At 66.2% G+C, this 19,793-nt stretch carries 22 protein-coding genes; 11 read left to right on the plus strand and 11 right to left on the minus strand.

Annotated features, from left to right (window positions below):
- Positions 1-143 precede the first annotated feature (143 nt).
- Positions 144-746 (plus strand): nucleoside deaminase, encoded by a 603-nt coding sequence (locus ACR652_RS13440; protein ID WP_434506997.1) that lies wholly within the window; start codon positions 144-146, stop codon positions 744-746.
- A 10-nt stretch (positions 747-756) separates the two neighbouring features.
- Here the strand turns inward: ACR652_RS13440 and acs are convergent, their stop codons facing one another.
- Positions 757-2,703 carry an acetate--CoA ligase gene (acs, locus tag ACR652_RS13445; RefSeq protein WP_434506998.1) on the minus strand — a complete coding sequence of 649 codons (1,947 nt, stop codon included), beginning with the start codon at positions 2,701-2,703 and terminating at the stop codon, positions 757-759.
- A 95-nt stretch (positions 2,704-2,798) separates the two neighbouring features.
- Positions 2,799-3,455, minus strand: a complete 657-nt coding sequence (locus ACR652_RS13450; protein WP_434506999.1) for a Crp/Fnr family transcriptional regulator — start codon at positions 3,453-3,455, stop codon at positions 2,799-2,801.
- 220 nt (positions 3,456-3,675) lie between these two features.
- Here ACR652_RS13450 and leuD point away from each other — a divergent pair, with 220 nt between their 5' ends.
- From leuD to ACR652_RS13490, 8 genes are all read left to right on the plus strand, one after another.
- A complete protein-coding gene (leuD, locus tag ACR652_RS13455) occupies positions 3,676-4,281 on the plus strand; it encodes a 3-isopropylmalate dehydratase small subunit (protein WP_434507000.1) in 606 nt (201 codons plus the stop codon).
- A gap of 202 nt (positions 4,282-4,483) precedes the next feature.
- Positions 4,484-5,524 (plus strand): LPS export ABC transporter ATP-binding protein, encoded by a 1,041-nt coding sequence (lptB, locus tag ACR652_RS13460; RefSeq protein WP_434507001.1) that lies wholly within the window; start codon positions 4,484-4,486, stop codon positions 5,522-5,524.
- A 178-nt stretch (positions 5,525-5,702) separates the two neighbouring features.
- Positions 5,703-7,289, plus strand: a complete 1,587-nt coding sequence (gene rpoN, locus ACR652_RS13465; protein WP_434507002.1) for an RNA polymerase factor sigma-54 — start codon at positions 5,703-5,705, stop codon at positions 7,287-7,289.
- A gap of 81 nt (positions 7,290-7,370) precedes the next feature.
- On the plus strand, positions 7,371-8,042 hold the full coding sequence (locus ACR652_RS13470) for a UdgX family uracil-DNA binding protein (RefSeq protein ID WP_434507003.1): 672 nt from the start codon (positions 7,371-7,373) through the stop codon (positions 8,040-8,042).
- Positions 7,981-9,075, plus strand: a complete 1,095-nt coding sequence (locus ACR652_RS13475) for an alpha/beta hydrolase domain-containing protein (RefSeq protein ID WP_434507004.1) — start codon at positions 7,981-7,983, stop codon at positions 9,073-9,075. The genes ACR652_RS13470 and ACR652_RS13475 overlap by 62 nt, the downstream gene beginning before the upstream one ends.
- A 343-nt stretch (positions 9,076-9,418) precedes the next feature.
- A complete protein-coding gene (locus ACR652_RS13480) occupies positions 9,419-9,634 on the plus strand; it encodes a hypothetical protein (RefSeq protein WP_434507005.1) in 216 nt (71 codons plus the stop codon).
- A gap of 30 nt (positions 9,635-9,664) precedes the next feature.
- The gene (locus ACR652_RS13485; protein WP_434507006.1) at positions 9,665-9,883 is read left to right on the plus strand and encodes a hypothetical protein; all 219 of its coding nucleotides are present in this window, start codon (positions 9,665-9,667) and stop codon (positions 9,881-9,883) included.
- A gap of 163 nt (positions 9,884-10,046) precedes the next feature.
- Positions 10,047-10,493, plus strand: a complete 447-nt coding sequence (locus tag ACR652_RS13490) for a hypothetical protein (RefSeq protein ID WP_434507007.1) — start codon at positions 10,047-10,049, stop codon at positions 10,491-10,493.
- On the opposite strand, the gene ACR652_RS13495 is transcribed toward ACR652_RS13490, so the two are convergent.
- The 5 genes from ACR652_RS13495 to ACR652_RS13515 form a co-directional block, all read right to left on the minus strand.
- Positions 10,490-10,996 carry a TspO/MBR family protein gene (locus tag ACR652_RS13495; protein WP_434507008.1) on the minus strand — a complete coding sequence of 169 codons (507 nt, stop codon included), beginning with the start codon at positions 10,994-10,996 and terminating at the stop codon, positions 10,490-10,492. The two genes, ACR652_RS13490 and ACR652_RS13495, sit on opposite strands and share 4 nt — an antisense overlap.
- Positions 10,993-12,258: an alpha/beta hydrolase gene (locus ACR652_RS13500; protein WP_434507009.1), complete on the minus strand. Its 1,266-nt coding sequence runs from the start codon at positions 12,256-12,258 to the stop codon at positions 10,993-10,995. Before ACR652_RS13500 ends, ACR652_RS13495 begins: the two co-directional genes overlap by 4 nt.
- A gap of 132 nt (positions 12,259-12,390) precedes the next feature.
- A complete protein-coding gene (gene fumC, locus ACR652_RS13505; RefSeq protein WP_434507010.1) occupies positions 12,391-13,788 on the minus strand; it encodes a class II fumarate hydratase in 1,398 nt (465 codons plus the stop codon).
- 99 nt (positions 13,789-13,887) lie between these two features.
- Positions 13,888-14,463, minus strand: coding sequence for a sigma-70 family RNA polymerase sigma factor (locus ACR652_RS13510; protein WP_434507011.1), 576 nt, complete (start codon positions 14,461-14,463; stop codon positions 13,888-13,890).
- Positions 14,460-14,843 (minus strand): NepR family anti-sigma factor, encoded by a 384-nt coding sequence (locus ACR652_RS13515; protein WP_434507012.1) that lies wholly within the window; start codon positions 14,841-14,843, stop codon positions 14,460-14,462. The genes ACR652_RS13510 and ACR652_RS13515 overlap by 4 nt, the downstream gene beginning before the upstream one ends.
- Positions 14,844-15,030: 187 nt before the next feature.
- Between ACR652_RS13515 and ACR652_RS13520 the strand changes: the two genes are divergently transcribed.
- Together ACR652_RS13520 and ACR652_RS13525 are read left to right on the plus strand one after the other, a co-directional pair.
- Positions 15,031-15,819 (plus strand): response regulator, encoded by a 789-nt coding sequence (locus tag ACR652_RS13520; protein WP_434507013.1) that lies wholly within the window; start codon positions 15,031-15,033, stop codon positions 15,817-15,819.
- 142 nt (positions 15,820-15,961) lie between these two features.
- Positions 15,962-16,237: a KGG domain-containing protein gene (locus ACR652_RS13525; protein ID WP_434507014.1), complete on the plus strand. Its 276-nt coding sequence runs from the start codon at positions 15,962-15,964 to the stop codon at positions 16,235-16,237.
- Positions 16,238-16,257: 20 nt separating this feature from the next.
- Here ACR652_RS13525 and ptsN read toward each other — a convergent pair whose 3' ends face one another.
- From ptsN to ACR652_RS13545, 4 genes are all read right to left on the minus strand, one after another.
- Positions 16,258-16,722, minus strand: coding sequence for a PTS IIA-like nitrogen regulatory protein PtsN (ptsN, locus tag ACR652_RS13530; RefSeq protein ID WP_434507015.1), 465 nt, complete (start codon positions 16,720-16,722; stop codon positions 16,258-16,260).
- A 149-nt stretch (positions 16,723-16,871) separates the two neighbouring features.
- Positions 16,872-17,441, minus strand: a complete 570-nt coding sequence (gene hpf, locus ACR652_RS13535; RefSeq protein WP_434507016.1) for a ribosome hibernation-promoting factor, HPF/YfiA family — start codon at positions 17,439-17,441, stop codon at positions 16,872-16,874.
- A gap of 267 nt (positions 17,442-17,708) precedes the next feature.
- Entirely contained in the window at positions 17,709-18,257 is a 549-nt protein-coding gene (locus ACR652_RS13540; RefSeq protein ID WP_434507017.1) for an RBBP9/YdeN family alpha/beta hydrolase, read from the minus strand.
- The coding region (locus ACR652_RS13545; RefSeq protein ID WP_434507018.1) for a lysine--tRNA ligase at positions 18,257-19,793 on the minus strand (1,537 nt) is incomplete at its 5' end. The genes ACR652_RS13540 and ACR652_RS13545, both read right to left, overlap by 1 nt.

Genomic DNA, 19,793 nt, shown 5'->3' on the forward strand with positions numbered 1-19,793 from the left:
GGCATTGGCGGCCATCGCATGTCAAGCTGGCGGAAGGCTCGATCGCCGGGCGACCGCCATTCCGGCAGGCGCCCCTCTCATACCTCCCCCTCGCGGGGAGGTCGGCGGCCGAAGGCCGCCGGGTGGGGGGCTTGCCCGCGACCATGTCTCGTGCGGCGCGCGCCGGCGTCCGCTTTCGGGAGCTGATGATGGCGGTGGACTGTTGCGGCTGCGGCCGGCATTGGAACCGGCGCGAGACGCTGGCGGCTCTGGCCTGCGTCGGGGTCGGCGCCGCGCTGCCGCCGGCCGCGCGCGCGGAGGCCTCGCTGGCCCCGGCGCAAGCGGTGGACGAAGGCTTCATGCGCCTTGCGCTCGCGGAGGCGGCGAGGGGCGATTTTCCCTTCGGCGCGGTCATCGTGCGCGACGGCAGGGTGGTGGCGCGCGGGCGCAACATGGGGGTTAGGACCAATGATCCGACCGCCCATGGCGAGATGGTCGCGATCCGCCATTTTCTCTCCCGCCATCCGGCGCGCGCCCTGAAGGGCGCGACGCTCTACACGACCGGCGAGCCCTGCCCCATGTGCATGGGCGCGATCCTCTGGTGCGGCTTCGGGCGCCTCGTCTACGCGGCCTCGATTCACGCGCTCTCCGCGCGCATCGGCCAGATCATGGCGACGAGCGAACAGCTCGCCAGGGACGCGCCCTTCGCCAAGATCGAGATCACCGGCGGCGTGCTGGAGAAAGAGGCGCTGGCGCTGTTCCGGTGAGACCTCGCCGTCATCCCGCCTGGGCGCCGGGCCGGTTCTTTACCAGCTCCTCCACCACGCCCGGATCGGCCAGCGTCGACGTATCCCCCAGCGCGCCGAATTCGCCTTCGGCGATCTTGCGCAGGATGCGCCGCATGATCTTGCCGGAGCGCGTCTTGGGCAGGCCGGGGGCGAACTGGATCACGTCGGGCGTCGCGATGGGGCCGATCTCCTCGCGCACCCATTTGACCAGCTCCTTGCGCAGATGCTCGGTCGCATGCACGCCGTCCATCAGCGTCACATAGGCGTAGATGCCCTGACCCTTGAGATCGTGCGGATAGCCGACCACCGCCGCCTCCGAGACCTTGTCGTGCCCGACCAGCGCGCTCTCGATTTCCGCCGTGCCGAGGCGATGGCCCGAGACGTTGATGACGTCGTCGACGCGGCCGGTGATCCAGTAATAGCCGTCGGCGTCGCGCCGGGCGCCGTCGCCGGTGAAATATTTGCCGGGATAGGCGGAGAAATAGGTCTGCGCGAAGCGCTCATGGTCGCCGAACACCGTGCGCGCCTGTCCGGGCCATGAATCGAGAATGACCAGATTGCCCTCGCAGGCGCCTTCGAGCGCCACGCCGGCGCTGTCCACGATTTCGGGAAAGACGCCGAACAGTGGCCGCGTCGCGGAGCCGGGCTTGAGGTCCGTCGCGCCGGGCAGCGGCGAGATCAGAATGCCGCCGGTCTCCGTCTGCCACCAGGTGTCGACGATGGGGCAGCGCCCCTCGCCGACGACGCGGTGATACCATTCCCAGGCTTCCGGATTGATCGGCTCGCCGACCGAGCCCAGCAGGCGCAGCGACTTGCGGCTCGATTTCTTCACCGGCTCCTCGCCGGCGGCCATCAGCGCGCGAATGGCGGTCGGCGCCGTGTAGAAGATGTTCACGCCATGCTTGTCGATCACGTCCCAGAAGCGCGAGACGTTTGGATAGTTCGGCACGCCCTCGAACATCAGCGTGGTCGCGCCATTGGCGAGCGGGCCGTAGAGAATATAGCTGTGGCCCGTCACCCAGCCGACGTCGGCCGTGCACCAGTAGACGTCGCCGTCGCGATAATCGAAGACGGCTTCATGGGTGAGGGCGCAATAGACGAGATAGCCGCCCGTCGTATGCACGACGCCCTTGGGCTTCCCGGTCGAGCCCGAGGTGTAGAGGATGAACAGCGGGTCTTCCGCGTTCATTTCGGCGTAGGGGCAGTCGGGATGGACCGTCGCCGCCTCTTCCTCGTAGCGGACATCGCGGCCCGGAACCATGTCGACCGCCGCGCCGGTGCGGGTGACGACGATCACCGATCTGACCCCGTCCACCTTCTCCAGCGCCTCGTCGACATTGCTCTTCAGCGGCACGCGGCGGCCGCCGCGCAGGCCCTCGTCCGCGGTGACGACCACTTCCGAGGCCGCGTCCTCGATGCGGCCCGCGAGCGCCTCTGGCGAGAAGCCGCCGAAGACCACGGAATGCACGGCGCCGATGCGCGCGCAGGCGAGCATGGCGAAGGCGGCTTCGGGGATCATCGGCAGGTAGATCGTGACGCGGTCGCCCTTCCGGACGCCGTGCTTCCTGAGCACATTGGCGAAGCGGCAGACCTGCTCGTGCAATTCGCAATAGGTGATGTGCCGCGACACGGCGGGATCGTCGCCTTCCCAGATGATCGCGGTCTGATGGGAGCGGGCGGGCAAATGCCGGTCGATGCAGTTCATCGCGACATTGGTGGCGCCGTCCTCGAACCAGCGGATCGACACATTATGCGTGTCGAAGCTCGTATGCTTCACCGTCGTGAAGGGCGTGATCCAGTCGATGCGCTGCGCCTGCTCGGCCCAGAACCCTTGCGGATCCTCGAGCGAGCGCCGATAGAGCGCCTGATAGGCCGCGTCGTCGATGCGGGCCTTCTTCTTCCAGCCCTCGGGGACCGGGTGACGTTTCTCGGACATCGGCTGCTCCAGGCGTTTCCAGTCTTGTTTGGCGCCATCCCGTCACGGCGTCCGGCAAATTGCAAGGCGCCGGCGCCGGGCGCCTCGCTCGCCGTTCAGGAGGCGGACGCCGGCGCGGTCGGCGGCGCGACGGCGCGAGCATGCTCGACATTCTGCTGCATGCGCCGCATCATCAGTTTCATCAGATAGAAGCCGAACTGCGGGTTTTGCGCCGCGAGCTCCAGAAGCTCGTCGTAGCGCACGCACAGCAGATCGACGTCGGAGATCGCGACCGCCGAGGCGGTGCGGCGGTTCTCCTCGGTGAAGAGGCCCATCTCGCCGAAGAAGGCGCCCGCCTTGAGCGTCACCTGCGGCTCGATCAGGAAAATCTCGCCATGCACGAGGAAGAAGGCGTCCTCGGACAAATCGCCCTTGCGATAGAGCGTGAAGCCTTCGGAGAGCTGGACCGGCTTCATGAAGGGGCGCAGCCATTCATAGTCGAATTCGCCGTCATTGGCCGCCTGCGTCGCCTGCCGCACGTCCTGGATGAGGCGGCGCATCTGGCGCAGGCGGAAGACGTTGATCGGCGCCATGCAGGCGTTGAGCGCGAAGAGCGGGAGATAGCCCTTCAGATAGAAGTAAGCGGCGAAGAGGGCGTTGGCCGTGATGGCCGCGAGGCGCAGCGGAATCATCGTATTGGAGACGAAGACGAAGACGTTCGCCGCCGCCGCGCAATAGCCGATCGCCTCGATGAGCCAGGCCTGGGGGATCATGGACAGTCCGAAATGCGCCGTGAGGACGCCTTCTTAGCGCGCTTTGCCGGCGCATGGAATGCGGACGGCGGCGAAAATCGGGCGCTCGCCCGGGCGGGAGGCCGCAGCTTGCCCGTGGCAAACGCGCCAGAATGGGCGGGCGTTTCCGCGCCGCCCCTTTGCGTGGGCCTGTCAATTTGCTAAAGGGCGCGTCACCTCCACAAAACGCGCCAGGCCGAAAATGGACAAGTTTACGACGCTGACAGGGGTCGCCGCGCCGCTGCCGATCATGAACGTCGACACGGACATGATCATTCCCAAGCAATATCTGAAGACGATTGCGCGCACCGGTCTCGGCAAGGGCCTGTTTTCCGAGATGCGCTATCGCGAGGACGGCTCGGAAAACCCCGATTTCGTCCTCAACCAGCCCGCCTACCGGCAGGCGCGCATTCTCATCGCGGGCGACAATTTCGGCTGCGGCTCGTCGCGCGAGCACGCGCCCTGGGCGCTGCTCGACTACGGCCTGCGCTGCGTCATCTCGACGAGCTTCGCAGACATTTTCTACAACAATTGCTTCAAGAACGGCATTCTGCCGATCAAGGTGACGCAGGCCGAGCTCGACAAGCTCATGGACGACGCCAGCCGGGGGGCCAACGCCACCCTGACGATCGACCTCGCCGCGCAGGAGATTCGGGGACCGGACGGCGGCGTCGTGACATTCGACGTCGATCCCTTCCGCAAGCACTGCCTGCTCAACGGCCTCGACGACATCGGCCTGACCCTTCAGAAGGCCGACAGGATCGACGCCTTCGAGAAGGTCGCCGCGCAGTCCCGCCCCTGGGCGTGATCTTGCGGGCCTGCGTCCGGGGCGCGACGGCGCGCCCACTGGCGATGGGCGACGGCCTGGGTTAGGAAGCATCGACGCCGCCCGGCGGGAAGAACGGGCGGTGGGGCGGCGGGGGTCTTGCGCTCTTCCTGAAGTTTTGCCGCGCTTTCCGACGCCGACCGGTCCCCGCTTCGGCGGAAAGCGCTTTAGCGACGGACGCCCATTGAGCATTTTCGCCGCCCTTTCGGCCCGCCTTCGCGCCGCCGCGCAGTCCCTTCCCGGGGCGCTCGGCGCGATTCGCGCGCGCCTGCGTCCGGCGGCGTCCTCGCACAAGCAGGATAATCTGGCCGAAGCCGACTGGCGCGGCGACGCGGGCGCCGAAAATTCAGGCTCCATCCCGGAGGACGCGCCGCGCTGGGCGCAAGCCAGAACGGCCGAGGGAGCCGAGGCCGCCAGCCCCGAGGGCCAGGGCGCCGGCGGGCAAAACGGCGGGAGAGACTTCGCGGCGGGCGCCTATCTCGAAGAGCCGGGCTATGACGGGCGGGGCCTGCTCTCCGTCCATAATCTCGCCAAGTCCTACAAGGCGCGCCGGGTCGTGGAGGATGTCAGCCTTCATGTGCGGCGCGGCGAGGCGGTGGGCCTGCTCGGCCCCAATGGCGCCGGCAAGACGACCGTCTTCTACATGATCACCGGGCTGGTGAAGCCCGACCGGGGCGTCATTTCGCTCGACGGCTACGACGTCACCCCCTTGCCCATGTATCGCCGCGCGCGGCTCGGCATCGGCTATCTACCGCAGGAAGCCTCCGTCTTCAGGGGGCTTTCGGTGGAGGACAACATCCGCGCCGTGCTGGAGATCACCCAGCCGGACGAGAAGAAGCGCCGGGACGAGCTCGAAGGGCTTCTGGAGGAATTCCGCCTCACCCGCATGCGCCACACGCCGGCGGTGGCGCTTTCTGGCGGCGAGCGGCGGCGCTGCGAGATCGCCCGCGCGCTGGCGGGGCATCCGTCCTTCATGCTGCTCGACGAGCCTTTCGCCGGCATCGACCCGATCGCCGTCGGCGGCATTCAGGATCTCGTGCGGCATCTGAAGGCGCGCGGCATCGGCGTGCTCATCACCGACCACAGCGTGCGCGAGACGCTGGGACTGACCGACCGCGCCTATATCATCTACAACGGCCATGTGCTCACCGAAGGCCCGCCCGAGGCCATCGTCGCCAACCCGGACGTGCGCCGCATCTATCTCGGCGAAGATTTCCGCATGTAGGGCCGCGCTTTAGACGCCCTTCTCAAAATGAGCGGCCGCATCGTGGGCCGTTGATTAACCCTTGAGCGTTTCTATGATCAGGGCGCCGACTCTTTGGTCCTGCCCCGCTGTCCCCGCCATGCTATAAGCAAGAAACAGGCCGCCGGGACGGCCATGTGGCAAGCGTGCGGGTGCGCAGATGGCGATTTCGACCAAGCTGATGATGCGCCAGGGCCAGACCCTGGTGATGACCCCCCAGCTCCTGCAGGCGATCAAGCTCCTGCAATTTTCCAATCTCGAACTTTCCGCCTTTCTCCACGAGGAGCTGGAGCGCAATCCCCTGCTCGAGACGCAGGAGGGCGACGACGCCCCGGCGCGGGAGCAGCAGACCGCCGAGGCCTTCGCCGCCGAGTTCGACGCTGGCGCCGGCGACGACTTTTCAGGTGAGCCGCATGAGGGCGACTGGGCGCGGGAAACGCTCGCGGTCGACGCCGCCACCCTCTCCTCCGATCTCGGCGCCGACATGAGCAACGCCTTTCAGCCGGAGGGTCCGGCGGTCAGCGCCGAGGCGCCGCGCGAGGCGCTGGAAGGCGCCGGCCTGTCGGCGACCTCCTGGACGGGCGCCGGCGGCGGCGGCGAGGATGGCGAGGCGCCCAATCTCGAGGCCTATGTCGCCGCGCGCCCCAGCCTGCACGACCATCTCGCCGATCAATTGGCGCTCGCCTGCCCCGACCCGCGCCGGCGGCTCATTGGCCAGGCGATCATCGACGGGATCGACGAGACCGGCTATCTGCGCGAAAGCCTGCCGGAGATCGCCGCGCGCCTCGACGCCGATCCGGCCGAGACCGACGCGGTCCTGGCGCTGATCCAGAGCTTCGAGCCCTCGGGCGTCGGCGCGCGGGACCTCGCCGAATGCCTCGCCATTCAGCTCAGGGAGCGCGACCGCTTCGATCCGGCGATGCAGATCTTCGTCGCCAATCTGCCGCTCGTCGCACGGCGCGATTTCGCACAGCTCGCGAAACTGTGCGGCGTCGACGCGGAGGACGTCGCCGACATGGCGGCGGAGCTGCGCGCGCTCGACCCCAAGCCCGGCCGCGCCTTTGGCGACGCGCCCGTTCAGCCGCTCGTCGCGGACGTCATCGTTCGTCCCGCCTCCGACGGCTCCTGGCATGTGGAGCTGAATTCCGACGCCCTGCCGCGCGTTCTCGTCAACCACAGCTACGCGGCCAGGGTGAGCGCCACGGCGCGCGACGCCGACAAGAGCTTCATCTCCAACTGCCTGCAAAACGCCAATTGGCTCACCAAGAGCCTGGAGCAGCGCAGCCGCACGATTCTCAAGGTCGCCTCCGAGATCGTGCGGCTTCAGGACGCCTTCCTCGCCAAGGGCGTGGAGCATTTGCGCCCGCTCAATCTGCGCACCATCGCCGACGCCATCGGCATGCATGAATCGACGGTCTCGCGCGTCACCTCCAACAAATACATGATGACCCCGCGCGGCATCTTCGAACTCAAATATTTCTTCTCCGCCTCCATCGCGACGACGAGCGGCGGCGCGGCGCATTCGGCCGAATCGGTGCGGTTCCGCATCAAGCAGATGATCGACCGCGAGGCGCCCGACGACGTGCTCTCCGACGACGCCATCGTCGCCCGGCTCAAGGCGGCGGACATCGACATTGCGCGGCGCACGGTGGCCAAATATCGGGACAGTCTGAAAATCCCGTCCTCCGTCGACCGCCGCCGCGCCAAGATGGCGTTGACCCGGGAACAGGCGCAGGCCGCCCATTGAGGCGCTGAGCCGCTCGCGCGCGATCCGGGACCGATGCGGCTGCGGGGCGAACCCGCCCCGCGTCCCATGCGTTCTGCCTCCATGTCCGAATTCCTGACCCTCGCGGCGCTCGGCGCCGAGGAAGAAATCTGCACCCGCTGCCCGCTCTACCGGAACGCCACCCAGGCCGTGCCGGGGGAGGGGCCGCGCGGCGCGCGCGTCATGCTGGTCGGCGAGCAGCCGGGCGACGCGGAAGACCTGTCCGGCCGGCCCTTCGTCGGACCGGCCGGGCGGCTCCTCGACAAGGCCCTCGCCAGGGTCGGCCTGCCCCGGGAGGAATGTTTCGTCACCAATGCGGTGAAGCACTTCAAATTCGAGCCGCGCGGCAAGCGCCGTCTGCACAGGAAACCCGACGCCGGCGAGATCGACGCCTGCCGCTGGTGGCTGGATCACGAGCGGATGCTGGTGCGGCCGGGCCTCATCGTGGCCCTCGGCGCATCGGCCATTCGCGGCGTGCTCGGCCGCTCGGGGGCGGTCGCGCGCCTGCGCGGGAAACTCGTCGACCTCGACGCGCAGACGACGTTCCTCGCCACCATCCATCCCTCTTTTCTGCTGCGGCTCACCGAAGAAGCGGATAAGCGGGAGCAATGGGCGCGCTTCATCGGCGATCTCGGCATCGCCGCCGAATGGGCGCGGGCGGGGGATATTGTGCATGCGGAAGCGGATCATCTGGCTCTGCGCGGCGCCGGCGGCCTTGGCCCCGGCCTCGGCTGAGGTCGTCAGCTTCCAGGAAAAGGACGGTCTGGCGCGCGCCTCCCTCATGATCGACGGAAAGCCTTACGCGCTTGACCTGCGTCTGATGCGCCCCGGAACATCCGCGCCAAACGCGGCGCTCCTGGTCGACGCCGCCCCGGACGACGGCCTTGCCGCCTTCGCCGTGGCGCGCGGCATGACCGTCGCGGCGGTCGATCTGCAAAAGCTTCCGGCGCCGGCGCGCGCCACGGCGCTGACCGATCTTTCTCCCCGCCTGCGCGTCGCGGCGGGCGCCAAACGGCTTCTGGGCCGGGGCAGGGGCGAGAGCGGCGCGGCGCTCGCCGCCGCCGCCGCCTTCGACGGACTGCTCTTGCAGGACGCGCCAGAGGCCGCGAAGACGCGGCGCGTCATCGAGACATGGGGGGCCGACGCCTATTGGCGCGCACCGCCGCGACCCGCCACGGATCCCGAGACGGAGACCCGCCGCAGCTATTTCCTCGCCGGGACGGCGGAGGCGGCCACTGCGGCCAATTGCGCCGCGCCCGTCAGTGAGCGCTCCGGCGCCCCGGCGCTTCGCGCCCTGCTGGTCGTGCTCGACGACTGGACGAAAGGGGTCAAACCCCCGGCCTCGCGGGTCCCCGCCGAGGCTGATCTCGTCGCGGCGGAGACGCTCCGCTGGCCGAAGACGCCCGGATGGCCATCGCCGCCGCCGGGCGAGCGCAAGGTTCCCAGGATCGACGCGGACGGCAATGAAACCTCCGGGCTGCGCCTGCCGGATCAGGCGCTGCCGATTGCGACCTTCACGGGGTTCAATGCGCGAAAGGACAGCAAGGGTCCGCCCTGCGCCGCCGGCGCCGCGATCCCCTTCTCTCCCACCAAAGCGGAGAGGGAGAAATCGGGCGATCCGCGCCTTTCGCTGACCGAGCGCTATGGGTCGCGGGCCTATTTCGTCGCAACCATGCGGGTCGTGGCCGACAAGCTGGTCAGGGAGCGGCTGTTGCTGAAGGAAGACGCCGACGCTTATGTCGCGGCGGCGCGGCAGGCGCCGTTCTAATCTAATGCGGCAGCGCCACTCTCATGGTTCGACCTCTCCTTCCGATCAGGTCGCCGGCATGTTTTTAAGGCCGAGCGTCCTGCGACCATCTTAACTCGCCGCACATCGTCGCTCTGGGTCGGCCGGGAGCGAATCGCATCGCTTTGACGAGGTTCAAGGATCGCGCGCGCCGCTGCGGGCGTCACAGCCAGCCAGGAATCCGGGGCGCGTTTGATAGAGCGCTATTGACAAGCTACAGCTTTGTGCACTATTTGTTCCTTTATGGCCGCAGTTGAGCCTTGGCAGAAAGGGTGGGGCTCAATGTATGTGGTCTAAGTTAAGATCATTACGGCGAGGCACAATCATGAATATTTATGAAGTTGTATTCTCATTCCTCGATCCCTCGAGAGCAATGCATCAAGTCATAGCCGATTCTCCCGAAGAAGCAGTCGAGAAAATAAAGGCAGACATTGATGATAACCTTTCACATATCGGGGACATCACCGTGGAGTCTGTCACGGAAATACTCAATCATCCGATGGAAGCGAAAGATATCTCCAGTGATCGCAGCCTGAATTGATTTTTACAAAATTTTTCCAAGGATCCGATCGTGCTTCAAGAAAAAGAAGCCCCAATCCTCAAAGAGCAAATATTAAAAGCTCTATCGCACGATAGCTTGAATGGCGGAGACATGAGTTTTCTTGATAGCATATTTGAAAAGCTAGAAAAATACGGCGAGGATACAACTTTGTCAGATAGCCAGCGAAATTGGCTTAATGACATCTTTGCAAAAACCGACGTCCACCGCGACCACCGCAAACGGCCGTAAGACACTCCAACGTAGCTGCTTTTTTGAAAACTCTGCACGAAGCTTGAGAGCGCGGTCACTAGGAACATACCATTTCCGTTGTCCCCAACTGAGACGGCAACTGTCCTAGCTGCCGCCCATGCCGGCCCGTGCCTCGCAAAGGGGGGCGCGGGATAGTGATTTCATGGCGACTTTGGTGAAAGCCGGGCCGGCGGAACGGGCCGCTCGGAAAAAGATAATAGCCACTTGGGCGGCCGAGAACCCCGAAGTTGCTCAGACGCTCCTCGCTCGCGTCGAAGCGGGCGACATAACCGATGATGAACTTTGGCAATACATTGCTGACCGACGTGCACGTAAAAAGGCGCTGGAAACGTGGATAGCTAAGAATCCTGAGGAGTGCCGGCCCCTCCTCGCCCGGTTGGAAACGGGCGAGATAACCGAAGAAGAGCTTTGGGAGCACGCTAAAAGACATGCTAAACGGGTCGCCCGTGTGAATCGCATTGGGGCATGGATAGAGAAGAACCAAGGTGACCTGGAGGCTGAGCGAGTTCTTTCAGCCTTAATGACGCAACTCGACGACGGGGAAATAACCGAGGAAGACTTCTGGTGGTTACTGGGGAGCAAGGGCTAGAAGCCGTTCAGCGCCCAGATCCCGGCGTTCAGATAGGTCGCGAAGGCGACCCATAGCGCATAAGGGATGAGACAGGCGCCCGCGAGCCGGTCGAGCCGCCGGAAGGCGAGGAGCGTCGCGAGGATCAGCGCCTCCAGCGGCAGGATGACCGCAAGCCCGAACAGCGGCCACTGCGCCGCGAAAAAGGCGACGGACCAGCCGGCGTTGAGAACGAGCTGCGCCGCAAACAGCGCGATGGCCGGGGACCGCCCCGGTGTCGCCGGATCGAGCCGCAGGATGCGATAGAAGGCGATCCCCATCAGCACATAGAGAGTCGTCCAGGCGGGGCCGAAGACCCAGCTGGGCGGCGTCAGCGGCGGCTTGGCGAGGGCCGCATACCAGGGCGCGATATTGGGCGTGGTCGCGGCGCCGCCGAGCAGCGCCGCCAGGACAATCGGGCCGGCGGAAAGCGCGGCGGCCGCGAGGCGCCCGCTCCATCCGTCGGGCGGCGACGCCCCGGTCATCGGGCCGGCGGCAGGATGTGGCCGCCGCTTTCCACCGTATGGCCCGCCTCGTCTCCGATGGCGTCGAAGCGCTCGCTCAAATTCTCGCGCGTGCGCGGGTCGATGATGGCGAAGGGCGCCGCCACCGCCACGCCGGCCGCCGCGCCCACGGTCGACGCCGCCCCGGCGGCGACGAGGCCCAGCTTCTCGCCGACGCCCGCCTGACCGTCATTGAGCGGCTGGCCGGTCGCGAGCCGCGCCCCGATCGCGCGGACCACCTGCGGCGCCTCGGCGAATTTGGTGTGGCCGATGCTGTCCGGAGAGGAGATCTTGGTCAGATCGACGGCCGTGATGTTGTTGCGCTCCAGCACGCTCCGATAGGGCTCCGCCTCCGGATCGATGGCGCCGACCCGGGGCTCGTCGCCCCAGACGCGGCGCGAGACGGCGAGCGCCTCGTCGTCCCGCGAAACGAAGATGGTGAAGAGGGAGGGCCGGACCTCCATCGCCAGAACCTGGCGGCGGAACACGTCGAAATCGACGTCGGGGGCCGCCAGCATCACATTGGCGATCTTCTTCGGCAGGCCATGGTCGCGGATCGCCATCTGGCGCAACGCTTCCAGCGTCACCCAATTGCCCATGGAGTGGGCGAGGATGGAAATTTCACCGACGTTTCTGTCGTTCACGAGATATTGCAGCAGCTTCTCCAGCGCGTCGCGGGAGTAATTCGCGCTCTCGCGATCGTAGCCATATTGCAGCAGCCGGCCGCGCGAGGGCCAGGTGAACAGCACCGGCATGACCGAGGCGTCCGAGTCGTGGATGATCTGCGCGAAGCGATAGACCGCTTCCGCGAAACGCGTATTGTAGCCGTGAATGAAAACCAGCGCCTGCCGCCTCGGGGTCTTGGCGATGCGCGTGTCGAAGGCCGCGATCGCCGCATCCTTGCTCAGCACGGTCGCCTCCACGGTCGTGAAGTCGCGCATGGGATCGGGCGTCTCGCCCTGCGGCCATTGCACCTCGCCGACGGTGCGGTAGGCGTCCGGCGGAAGGGAGACGACGATGTCGGCGAAGGAGAAGCCGGCCCCGCGCTCGCCGGAGAACATTTCCCCCGGCTGTGTTTCATCCGGCGCGCGGGTCGTCGCCACCAGCATGTCGACGAGGCTCACGCCCGGCGCCGCCTGATGGGTGGCGACCAGAACGCCATGCGGACGGCCGCTGCAGGCGGCGACGCCGAGCAGGAGAAGGACGGCGAGACCGCCGCGAAACACGCGCTGATGAAGAGACATCGTCAAAGAACCACTGGCCAGCCGCCGATAACGCACAGCTTGCGCAAACTCTCGTGTCACCTTTGTGGCGCGCGCGCCTTGCGTGGCGCGCGCGTCTTGCGGCGTCCGCCCCCCTCGCGGGGGACGACCGCGTCAGTCATTGGGCGCCAGCATCTTCTCCGGCCGCACGATCGCGTCGAACTCGGCCTCGGTCACCTTGCCCGAGGCCAGCGCCTCCTCCTTGAGGCTGGTGCCGTTCTTGTGCGCGGCGCGGGCGATCTTGGAGGCGGCGTCATAGCCGATTGTGGGCGCGAGCGCGGTGACCAGCATCAGTGACCGGTCGAGGAAGCGCTTCAGATTGGCCTCGTCGGCCTCGATGCCGTCCACGCAGCGGGTGATGAAGCTGTCGATCCCCGTCGCCATCAAATCGATGGATTCGAGCATGGAGAAGGCGATCACCGGCTTCATCACATTGAGTTCGAGATGGCCCTGCGAGGCGGCGAAGGTGATCGTCTGCTGATTGCCGAAGACGCGCGCGCAGACCATGGTGATCGCCTCGACCTGCGTCGGATTGACCTTGCCCGGCATGATCGAGGAGCCGGGCTCGTTTTCCGGCAGGCGCAGTTCGGCGAGGCCGGCGCGCGGACCCGCGCCCAGAAGGCGGATGTCGCAGGCGATCTTGTAGAGGCCGGCGGCGAGCGCATTGATCGCGCCATGCGAGAAGGCGATGGCGTCATGCGCGGCGAGCGCCTCGAACTTGTTGGGCGCGGTCACGAAGGGCAGGCCGGTCTGGCTGGCGAGATTGGCGGCGACCTCCTCGGCGAAGCCCTTCGCCGTATTGACGCCGGTGCCCACCGCCGTGCCGCCCTGCGCCAGAGCGAAGAGATCCGGAAGCGTCGCGCGAATGCGCGCGGCGCCATATTTCGCCTGCGCCGCATAGCCCGAAAACTCCTGCCCCAGCGTCACCGGCGTGGCGTCCTGCAGATGGGTGCGGCCGATCTTCACGAGATGGGCGAATTGCGACGACTTGCGCTCGAAGGCCGCGTGCAGGCGCTCCACCGCCGGCAGCAGCTTGCCGGAAATCTCCAGCGCGCAGGCCACGTGAATGGCGGTGGGGAAGCTGTCGTTGGAGGACTGGCCGCAATTGACGTGATCATTGGGGTGCACGGGCGCCTTGGCGCCGCGGCCCGCTCCCAGCCGCTCGTTGGCGACATTGGCGATCACCTCGTTGACGTTCATGTTCGATTGCGTGCCGGAGCCGGTCTGCCAGACGACGAGCGGAAAATGCTCGTCGAGCGTGCCGTCGATGATGTCCTGCGCCGCCGCGACGATCGCCTCGGCGATCTCCGGCGTGATGAGGCCCTTGGACGCGTTGACCCGCGCCGCGGCGAGCTTCACGCGCGCCAGGGCGTGGACGACCTCGATCGGCATGCGCTGGCCGCCGATCGGGAAATTCTCGCGCGACCGCTGGGTCTGGGCGCCCCAATAGGCCCAAGCGGGAACGGCGATGTCCCCGAAGGAATCACGTTCGATGCGGCTGTCGTCAGTCATGTGTCTCGCTCGCAGGGAGAGGCGCCGCGCAGGACAGGCGGCGCGCAAAGGTGGGGCGAAAAGGGTCTGACGCCCCTATGCGGCATTTCTCGTCCGCGTTCAATCTCGGCTGGCGGGGGTCAGGGCGACGGCGGGCCGCGCCTCGGCGCTCTCGCGTCCGGGCCGGGCGGGGAGCGACATGAGCTCATTGAGCCGGTTGCGGGCGCGGTTGACCCGGCTCTTCATCGTGCCCGGCGCGCAGCCGCAGATGTCCGCCGCCTCCTCATAGGACATGCCCGACGCCGCGACGAGGATCAGCGCCTCGCGCTGGTCGAGGGGGAGTTTCTGGAGCGCCTCGCGGAAATCGAGGAAATCCATATGGGCGTGCTGGCTGTCGGGCGCGACGAGCCGCGCCGCGATGGCCCCGTCGGGATCAGGGGCCTCGCGCCGCCGCTTGCGAAATTCGCTGTAGTAGATGTTGCGGAGAATGGTGAAGAGCCAGGCGGTGAGATTGGTGCCTTCGGCGAAGGAGCCGAGGCTCCCCCACGCCTTGACCAGCGTCTCCTGGACGAGATCGTCGGCGCGGTCGGGATTGCCGCAGATGGAGACGGCGAAGGCGCGCAGGCTCGGGATCGACGCGATGAGGTCCCGCTTCAGGCTCTGGCCATCGCCAGGTTCAAGCCCCTCTTCGCTCACTCTCTCTCCCCGGGCGCGCCTACCGACCGGCCCGAGGATACCATATTCTTTTCCAGCTGGTTCAAGAGATTCAGAAAGCGGTCCGGAACCGGTTGCGCCACGAGATCGTCGTAGAGGTTCTGGAGCTCCTTGCCGATCACGTCTCCAATGTCCTGATGCCGCATTTGCTCCGGGTTACCTCTCTGTTTCCTGAGTTTCAGGCCATTGACGCCCGCTGAGGCTTCCGCTTCCGGGACGCGGGCGGCGCCCACGCCCAGCCCGGCCGCCACCGCCGCCAGGCTTCTGGGGAGCGGTGCCGGAAAACGGCGCCCGTCGGAGCACGCCTTGTCCTCGTCGGACTGCGCGCGCGCAACGGCGTTCTCCGGACTGTTTTTCACCATGGAGCCCCCATTCTGCAAAGTCATGATTTGTGTGGCGGACCCGTTCCGCCGCGATATAGTGCGCTGCACGGTTAGCAAAACGCCGCGCTCATGGATTGGTTCCTTAATTTTTGCGCGCCGATTTGCCGCAACCGCCGGGCTCCGGGGTCCTTTCGTTTCGCGGCCGTTTTCGCGAGGTGCGCTTGAGATGTCTGTTTCGAAAGAACTTTATGCCCATCTCCCCTATCTCCGCCGCTTCGCCAGAGCCCTTGTCGGGACCCGTGAAGGCGGGGACGCCCATGTGCTCGCCACGCTCGAAACCATCGTCGCCGACCCGCGAAAACTCGAGGCGAACGAGGACCTTCGGATTTCTCTCTACAAGCAGTTCGTCGCCGTCTGGGCGTCGGGCGCGATCGCCCAGCCGGATCCGGCGTTCGCCGACGACGAGGCGCGCCGCCGTCTCGACGCCATTGCCCTGAAGCCGCGCGTCGCCTTTCTTCTTCACGCCCTCGAAGGGTTCGATCTCGAACAGGTGGGCGACACGCTCGGCGTTTCGGAACGCGCCGCCGCGGATTTCATCGACGTCGCAAATGCGGAAATCGCCCGGCAGATCGCCACCGAGGTGCTCATCATCGAGGACGAGCCCCTGATCGCGCATGATTTGCGCAGCATTGTCGAGGAACTCGGACACAGCGTCGTCGGCATGGCGCGCACGCGCCGCGAAGCGGTGTCCGCGATGGCGAACGCCCGGCCCGGATTGATTCTCGCGGATATTCAGCTCGCCGACGGCAGTTCGGGGCTCGACGCCGTCAACGACATTCTCGACGCTTTCGCCACGCCGGTGATTTTCGTCACCGCCTATCCCGAACGTTTTCTGACCGGGGCGCCGCCGGAGCCGGCCTTTCTCGTCACCAAGCCGTTCAGCGTCGACAGCCTCAAGGCGGTGATCAGCCAGGCGCTTTTTTTCAATCGCCGCTCTCATCGAAGGGGCGCCTGAACCCAACCGCCTGATTTTTGGTAAGTACAAGCCGCAGTATCTTTCGCGGCCTGCGCAAGCTTGGCTACGTATTATCCACTATTGCGGAAACCTTGGCCGATTCGGCAAGTTATAGGCGTGGCGCTGGGGGCAGGAGGCGACCATGCAGGAAGTAGTGAAGAAGTCCAATCGCGGCTTTGCTTCGATGGACCCTGAGAAGCAGCGCGCAATTGCGCGAAAAGGCGGGCAGAGCGTCCCGGATGAAAAGCGCAGCTTCTCACAGAACCCTGAGCTTGCGGCGCGCGCCGGTCGCAAGGGTGGGCAGAGCGTCAATCCGGCGAAGCGCAGCTTCTCTCGCGACCACAATCTCGCGTCGGAAGCTGGCCGTAAGGGCGGTCACGCCTCTCACGGCGGCGGGCAGAAGCGGGCGTCTGTTTAAGACGCCCGCAATCCAGAGCGTTACGCGGCGTGTGGTTTAGACCGCTGCGCGATTAATGAGTAGAGTGCGTCATGGTCTCGCGTGGCGCGGATGGTTGCGACCAGGCCAGGGTCGCGGAGCATCCGCGCCGCGCAGGCGAGGGCCTTGAGATGATCGGCCCCCGATGTTTCGGGCGCGATCAGCAAGAAGACCAGATCAACCGGCGCGCCGTCGAGCGCCTCATATTCCACCGGCCGATCGAGGCGGGCGAAAATCCCGAAAATCGACTTCACTTTCGCGAGCTTGCCATGCGGAATGGCGATGCCCTCGCCAATGCCGGTCGAGCCGAGGCGCTCGCGGTGCAGCAGCGCGTCGAATATCTCCCGCGCCGAGAGACCCGAGAGCTTCGCCGCGCGCTCGCTCAGTTCCTGAAGGAGCTGCTTTTTCGTCGTCGCCCGCAAATTGGCGATGACTGCCTCCGGCGTGACAAGATCCGTGAGCCGCATTCGACGCCCTATCTCTCAAGCGTTGGAAAAGCCTTCATGCTGCGCGCCAGCGCCCGTGAAGGAAATCGCAAGATACATGCCGAGAAAGCCGAGAAGATGACCTTCCAGCGGATTTCTCCCTTCCCGCACGGCGCCTTCGGGAAAGGCGCCTATTCGCCGGCGGGCGTATCGATCCAACCGATATTGTTGTCGCTCCGGCGGTAGACAATATTCACGCGGCCGGTATTTGCATGGCGGAACACCAGAACCGGGGCGCCGGTGATGTCGAGGTCGAGCACGGCGGCCGAGACCGACAGGCGGCGCAGCCTGGTCGTCGTCTCGGCGACCACGGCCGGGCTGAACTCGGGCGTCGGGACGCTTTCCTCATCCGGGGCCTCGAGCACCTGATAGGGCACCACTTCGGGCGCCTCTTGGGCATGGCCGTCATGGTGGGCCTTCAGCCGCTCCTTGTAGCGGCGCAGCCGCTTTTCCAGGCGATCGGCCGCCTGGTCGAAGGTGGCGTAGGGCTCCTGCGCGCGGCCGTCGGCCTGCAGCACGATCCCCGAGGTCAGATGCAGGCTGCAATCGGCGCGATAGCCCGACCCTTCGGGCGCGATCGTGACATGACCGCTGACGCCGCCGTCGAAATATTTGGACGCCGCCTGCTCCAGGCGCTGCGTGATATGGGTGCGCAGCGCTTCGCCGATGTTGATGTTCTTGCCTGAAACTCTCAGGGACATATGCTCTGCCTTTCCGGGAAGCGGCGGGTCGCCGGGGCCGGGTGACGACACGGCTCCTGCCGATTGCGGATTTTCTTTGCTGCCTGACGCGCGCCCCAATGGCGTCTGCGGTTCCCCAACCAGCAGCGCGCCGGCCTCATTTTGGCGCAGCGTTAGAAGGGTGCGCGTGCGAAGTCAATGGGCGCCGAAGCGCCCCTGCGCGGCGATCCCGCCAAAAGCCCGCGGGGGCGGTTCGCCCCTCGGCCAGGCCCTCCGCCCGAGGCGCACCTAAAGCTTTGCGACAAAATGCGCGAAGGCGAGCGAGCCCTCGGGCCAGGGGCCGTGGCCGCTGTCGGCGTTGATATGGCCGGCGGCGCCGGCGTCGATGAACCGCGCCCCGATGTCCTCGGCGAGCCGGCGGGCGAAGGAGGGGGCGGCGTAAGGGTCGTTGTCGCTTCCCACCACCACGGCGGGGAAGGGAAGGCGCGCGCGGGGGATCGGCAGAAAGGTCGAATCCACCGCCGGCATCTCCCGAATCACCGCATCCGAGGGCGGCGCCACCAGAAAGGCGCCGGCGATCCTGTCGCCCAATTGCTGGGCGGCGTGCAGCGCCGCGATCACGCCCAGCGAATGGGCGACCAGCACGGACGGCTTGGCCGAGGCGAGAATCTCGCGGCGGATGGTCTCCGTCCATTCGGCGCGGTCCGGGCGGGCGAAGTCGCGCTGCGCCACGCGGCGCGCGGTCGACAGCTTCTTCTCCCAGCGGCTCTGCCAGTGGTCCGGGCCGGAGTCGAGATAACCCGGAATGATGAGGATATTGGCTTCCGCTGCGCGCATCAGGCGGGCGCGTCGGCAAAGGCGCCGGCGAGGGCGTCGGCGATGAGCTGGCGCGTCTCCGCCACGCCATAAAGCGCGATGAAGGAGCCGAAGCGCGGCCCTTTCTTCTCGCCGAGCAGCACCTCGTACAGCATGTTGAAGAAGTCGTTCGAGACCCCCGGCCGCTCCGGCGTCGCGCCCTTGGCCGCGAAGTCCTGATAGCGCGGGACGGCGCGGCCGACGTCGTAAAGCGCCGCCTGAATCTCTTCCGCCGTCGCGCCCGCCGGCAGGGCGCCGAGCGTCGCGTCGATCTTTTGCAGCACCTCGCGCTCGACCTCGTCGGCGGCGCGATAGACCTTCGCCGGCTTCACGAAATCGCGGAAATAGGCGACCGCATAGCCGACCAGCCGGTCGAGGCGCGGATGATTCTGCGGGCTCGCGCTCGGCGCGTAGCGGCGCAGGAAGCCCCAGAGCACGGCCGGGTCCTCGGCGTTGGCGACGGCGGCGAGATTGAGCAGCATGGAGAAGGAGACGCTCGTCCCCTTGGCCTCGCCCGCGTGCTCCAGCGTCTCGGACGGCGGCGGATTGCCCGCATGAATGTGCCAGACCGGATTGCCGAGCCGCTGCTTCCAGTCCTGACGCGGATAGGCGTCGAGGAAATTCAGATAGTCGTCCACCGCGCGCGGGATCACGTCGAACGAGAGACGCTTCGCGGCGGTGGGCTTCTGGAACATGAACTGGGCGAGGCTTTCGGGGGTGGCGTAGGTCAGCCATTCCTCGATGGTGAGGCCGTTGCCCTTCGATTTCGAGATCTTCTGGCCCTTCTCGTCGAGGAAGAGCTCGTAGTTGAAGCCTTCCGGAGCGACGCCGCCGAGCGCGCGGCAGATTTCGCCGGACAATTTGACAGAATCGATCAGGTCCTTGCCCGCCATTTCGTAGTCGACGCCGAGCGCGACCCACCGCATTGCCCAATCCGGCTTCCATTGCAGCTTGCAGCCGCCGCCGGTGACCGGTGTCGTCACCGGCATTTGGGTGTCGGGATCCTTGTAAGTAATGGTGCCGGCCTTTGCATCATGCCCGGTCACCGGCACCTGCAAAACGATGCCGGTTTTCGTATCGATCGGCAGGAACGGCGAATAGGTCGCGGCGCGCTCTTCGCGTAGTGACGGCAGCATGATTGCCATCACCTCGTCGAAGCGCGCCAATACCTTGAGTAACGCCTGATCGAACCGGCCGGACTTGTAGCACTCGGTCGACGACATGAATTCGTATTCGAAACCGAAGTGGTCAAGGAACGCACGCAGACGCGCATTGTTATGCTCGCCGAAGCTCGGATGAGTGCCAAACGGATCCGGCACCTGGGTCAATGGCTTGCCGAGATGCTTCTCCAGCATGTCCTTGTTCGGGACATTGTCCGGCACCTTGCGCAGGCCATCCATGTCATCGGAAAAGGCGATCAGGTGCGTCTTTATCTTGTCATCGGTCAGCACGCGAAAGGCGTGCTGCACCATGGTCGTACGGGCAACTTCGCCGAAGGTGCCAATGTGCGGCAGGCCC

Origin of the sequence: Methylocystis sp., from assembly GCF_051061225.1 — a bacterium.
Taxonomy (GTDB): Bacteria; Pseudomonadota; Alphaproteobacteria; order Rhizobiales; family Beijerinckiaceae; genus Methylocystis.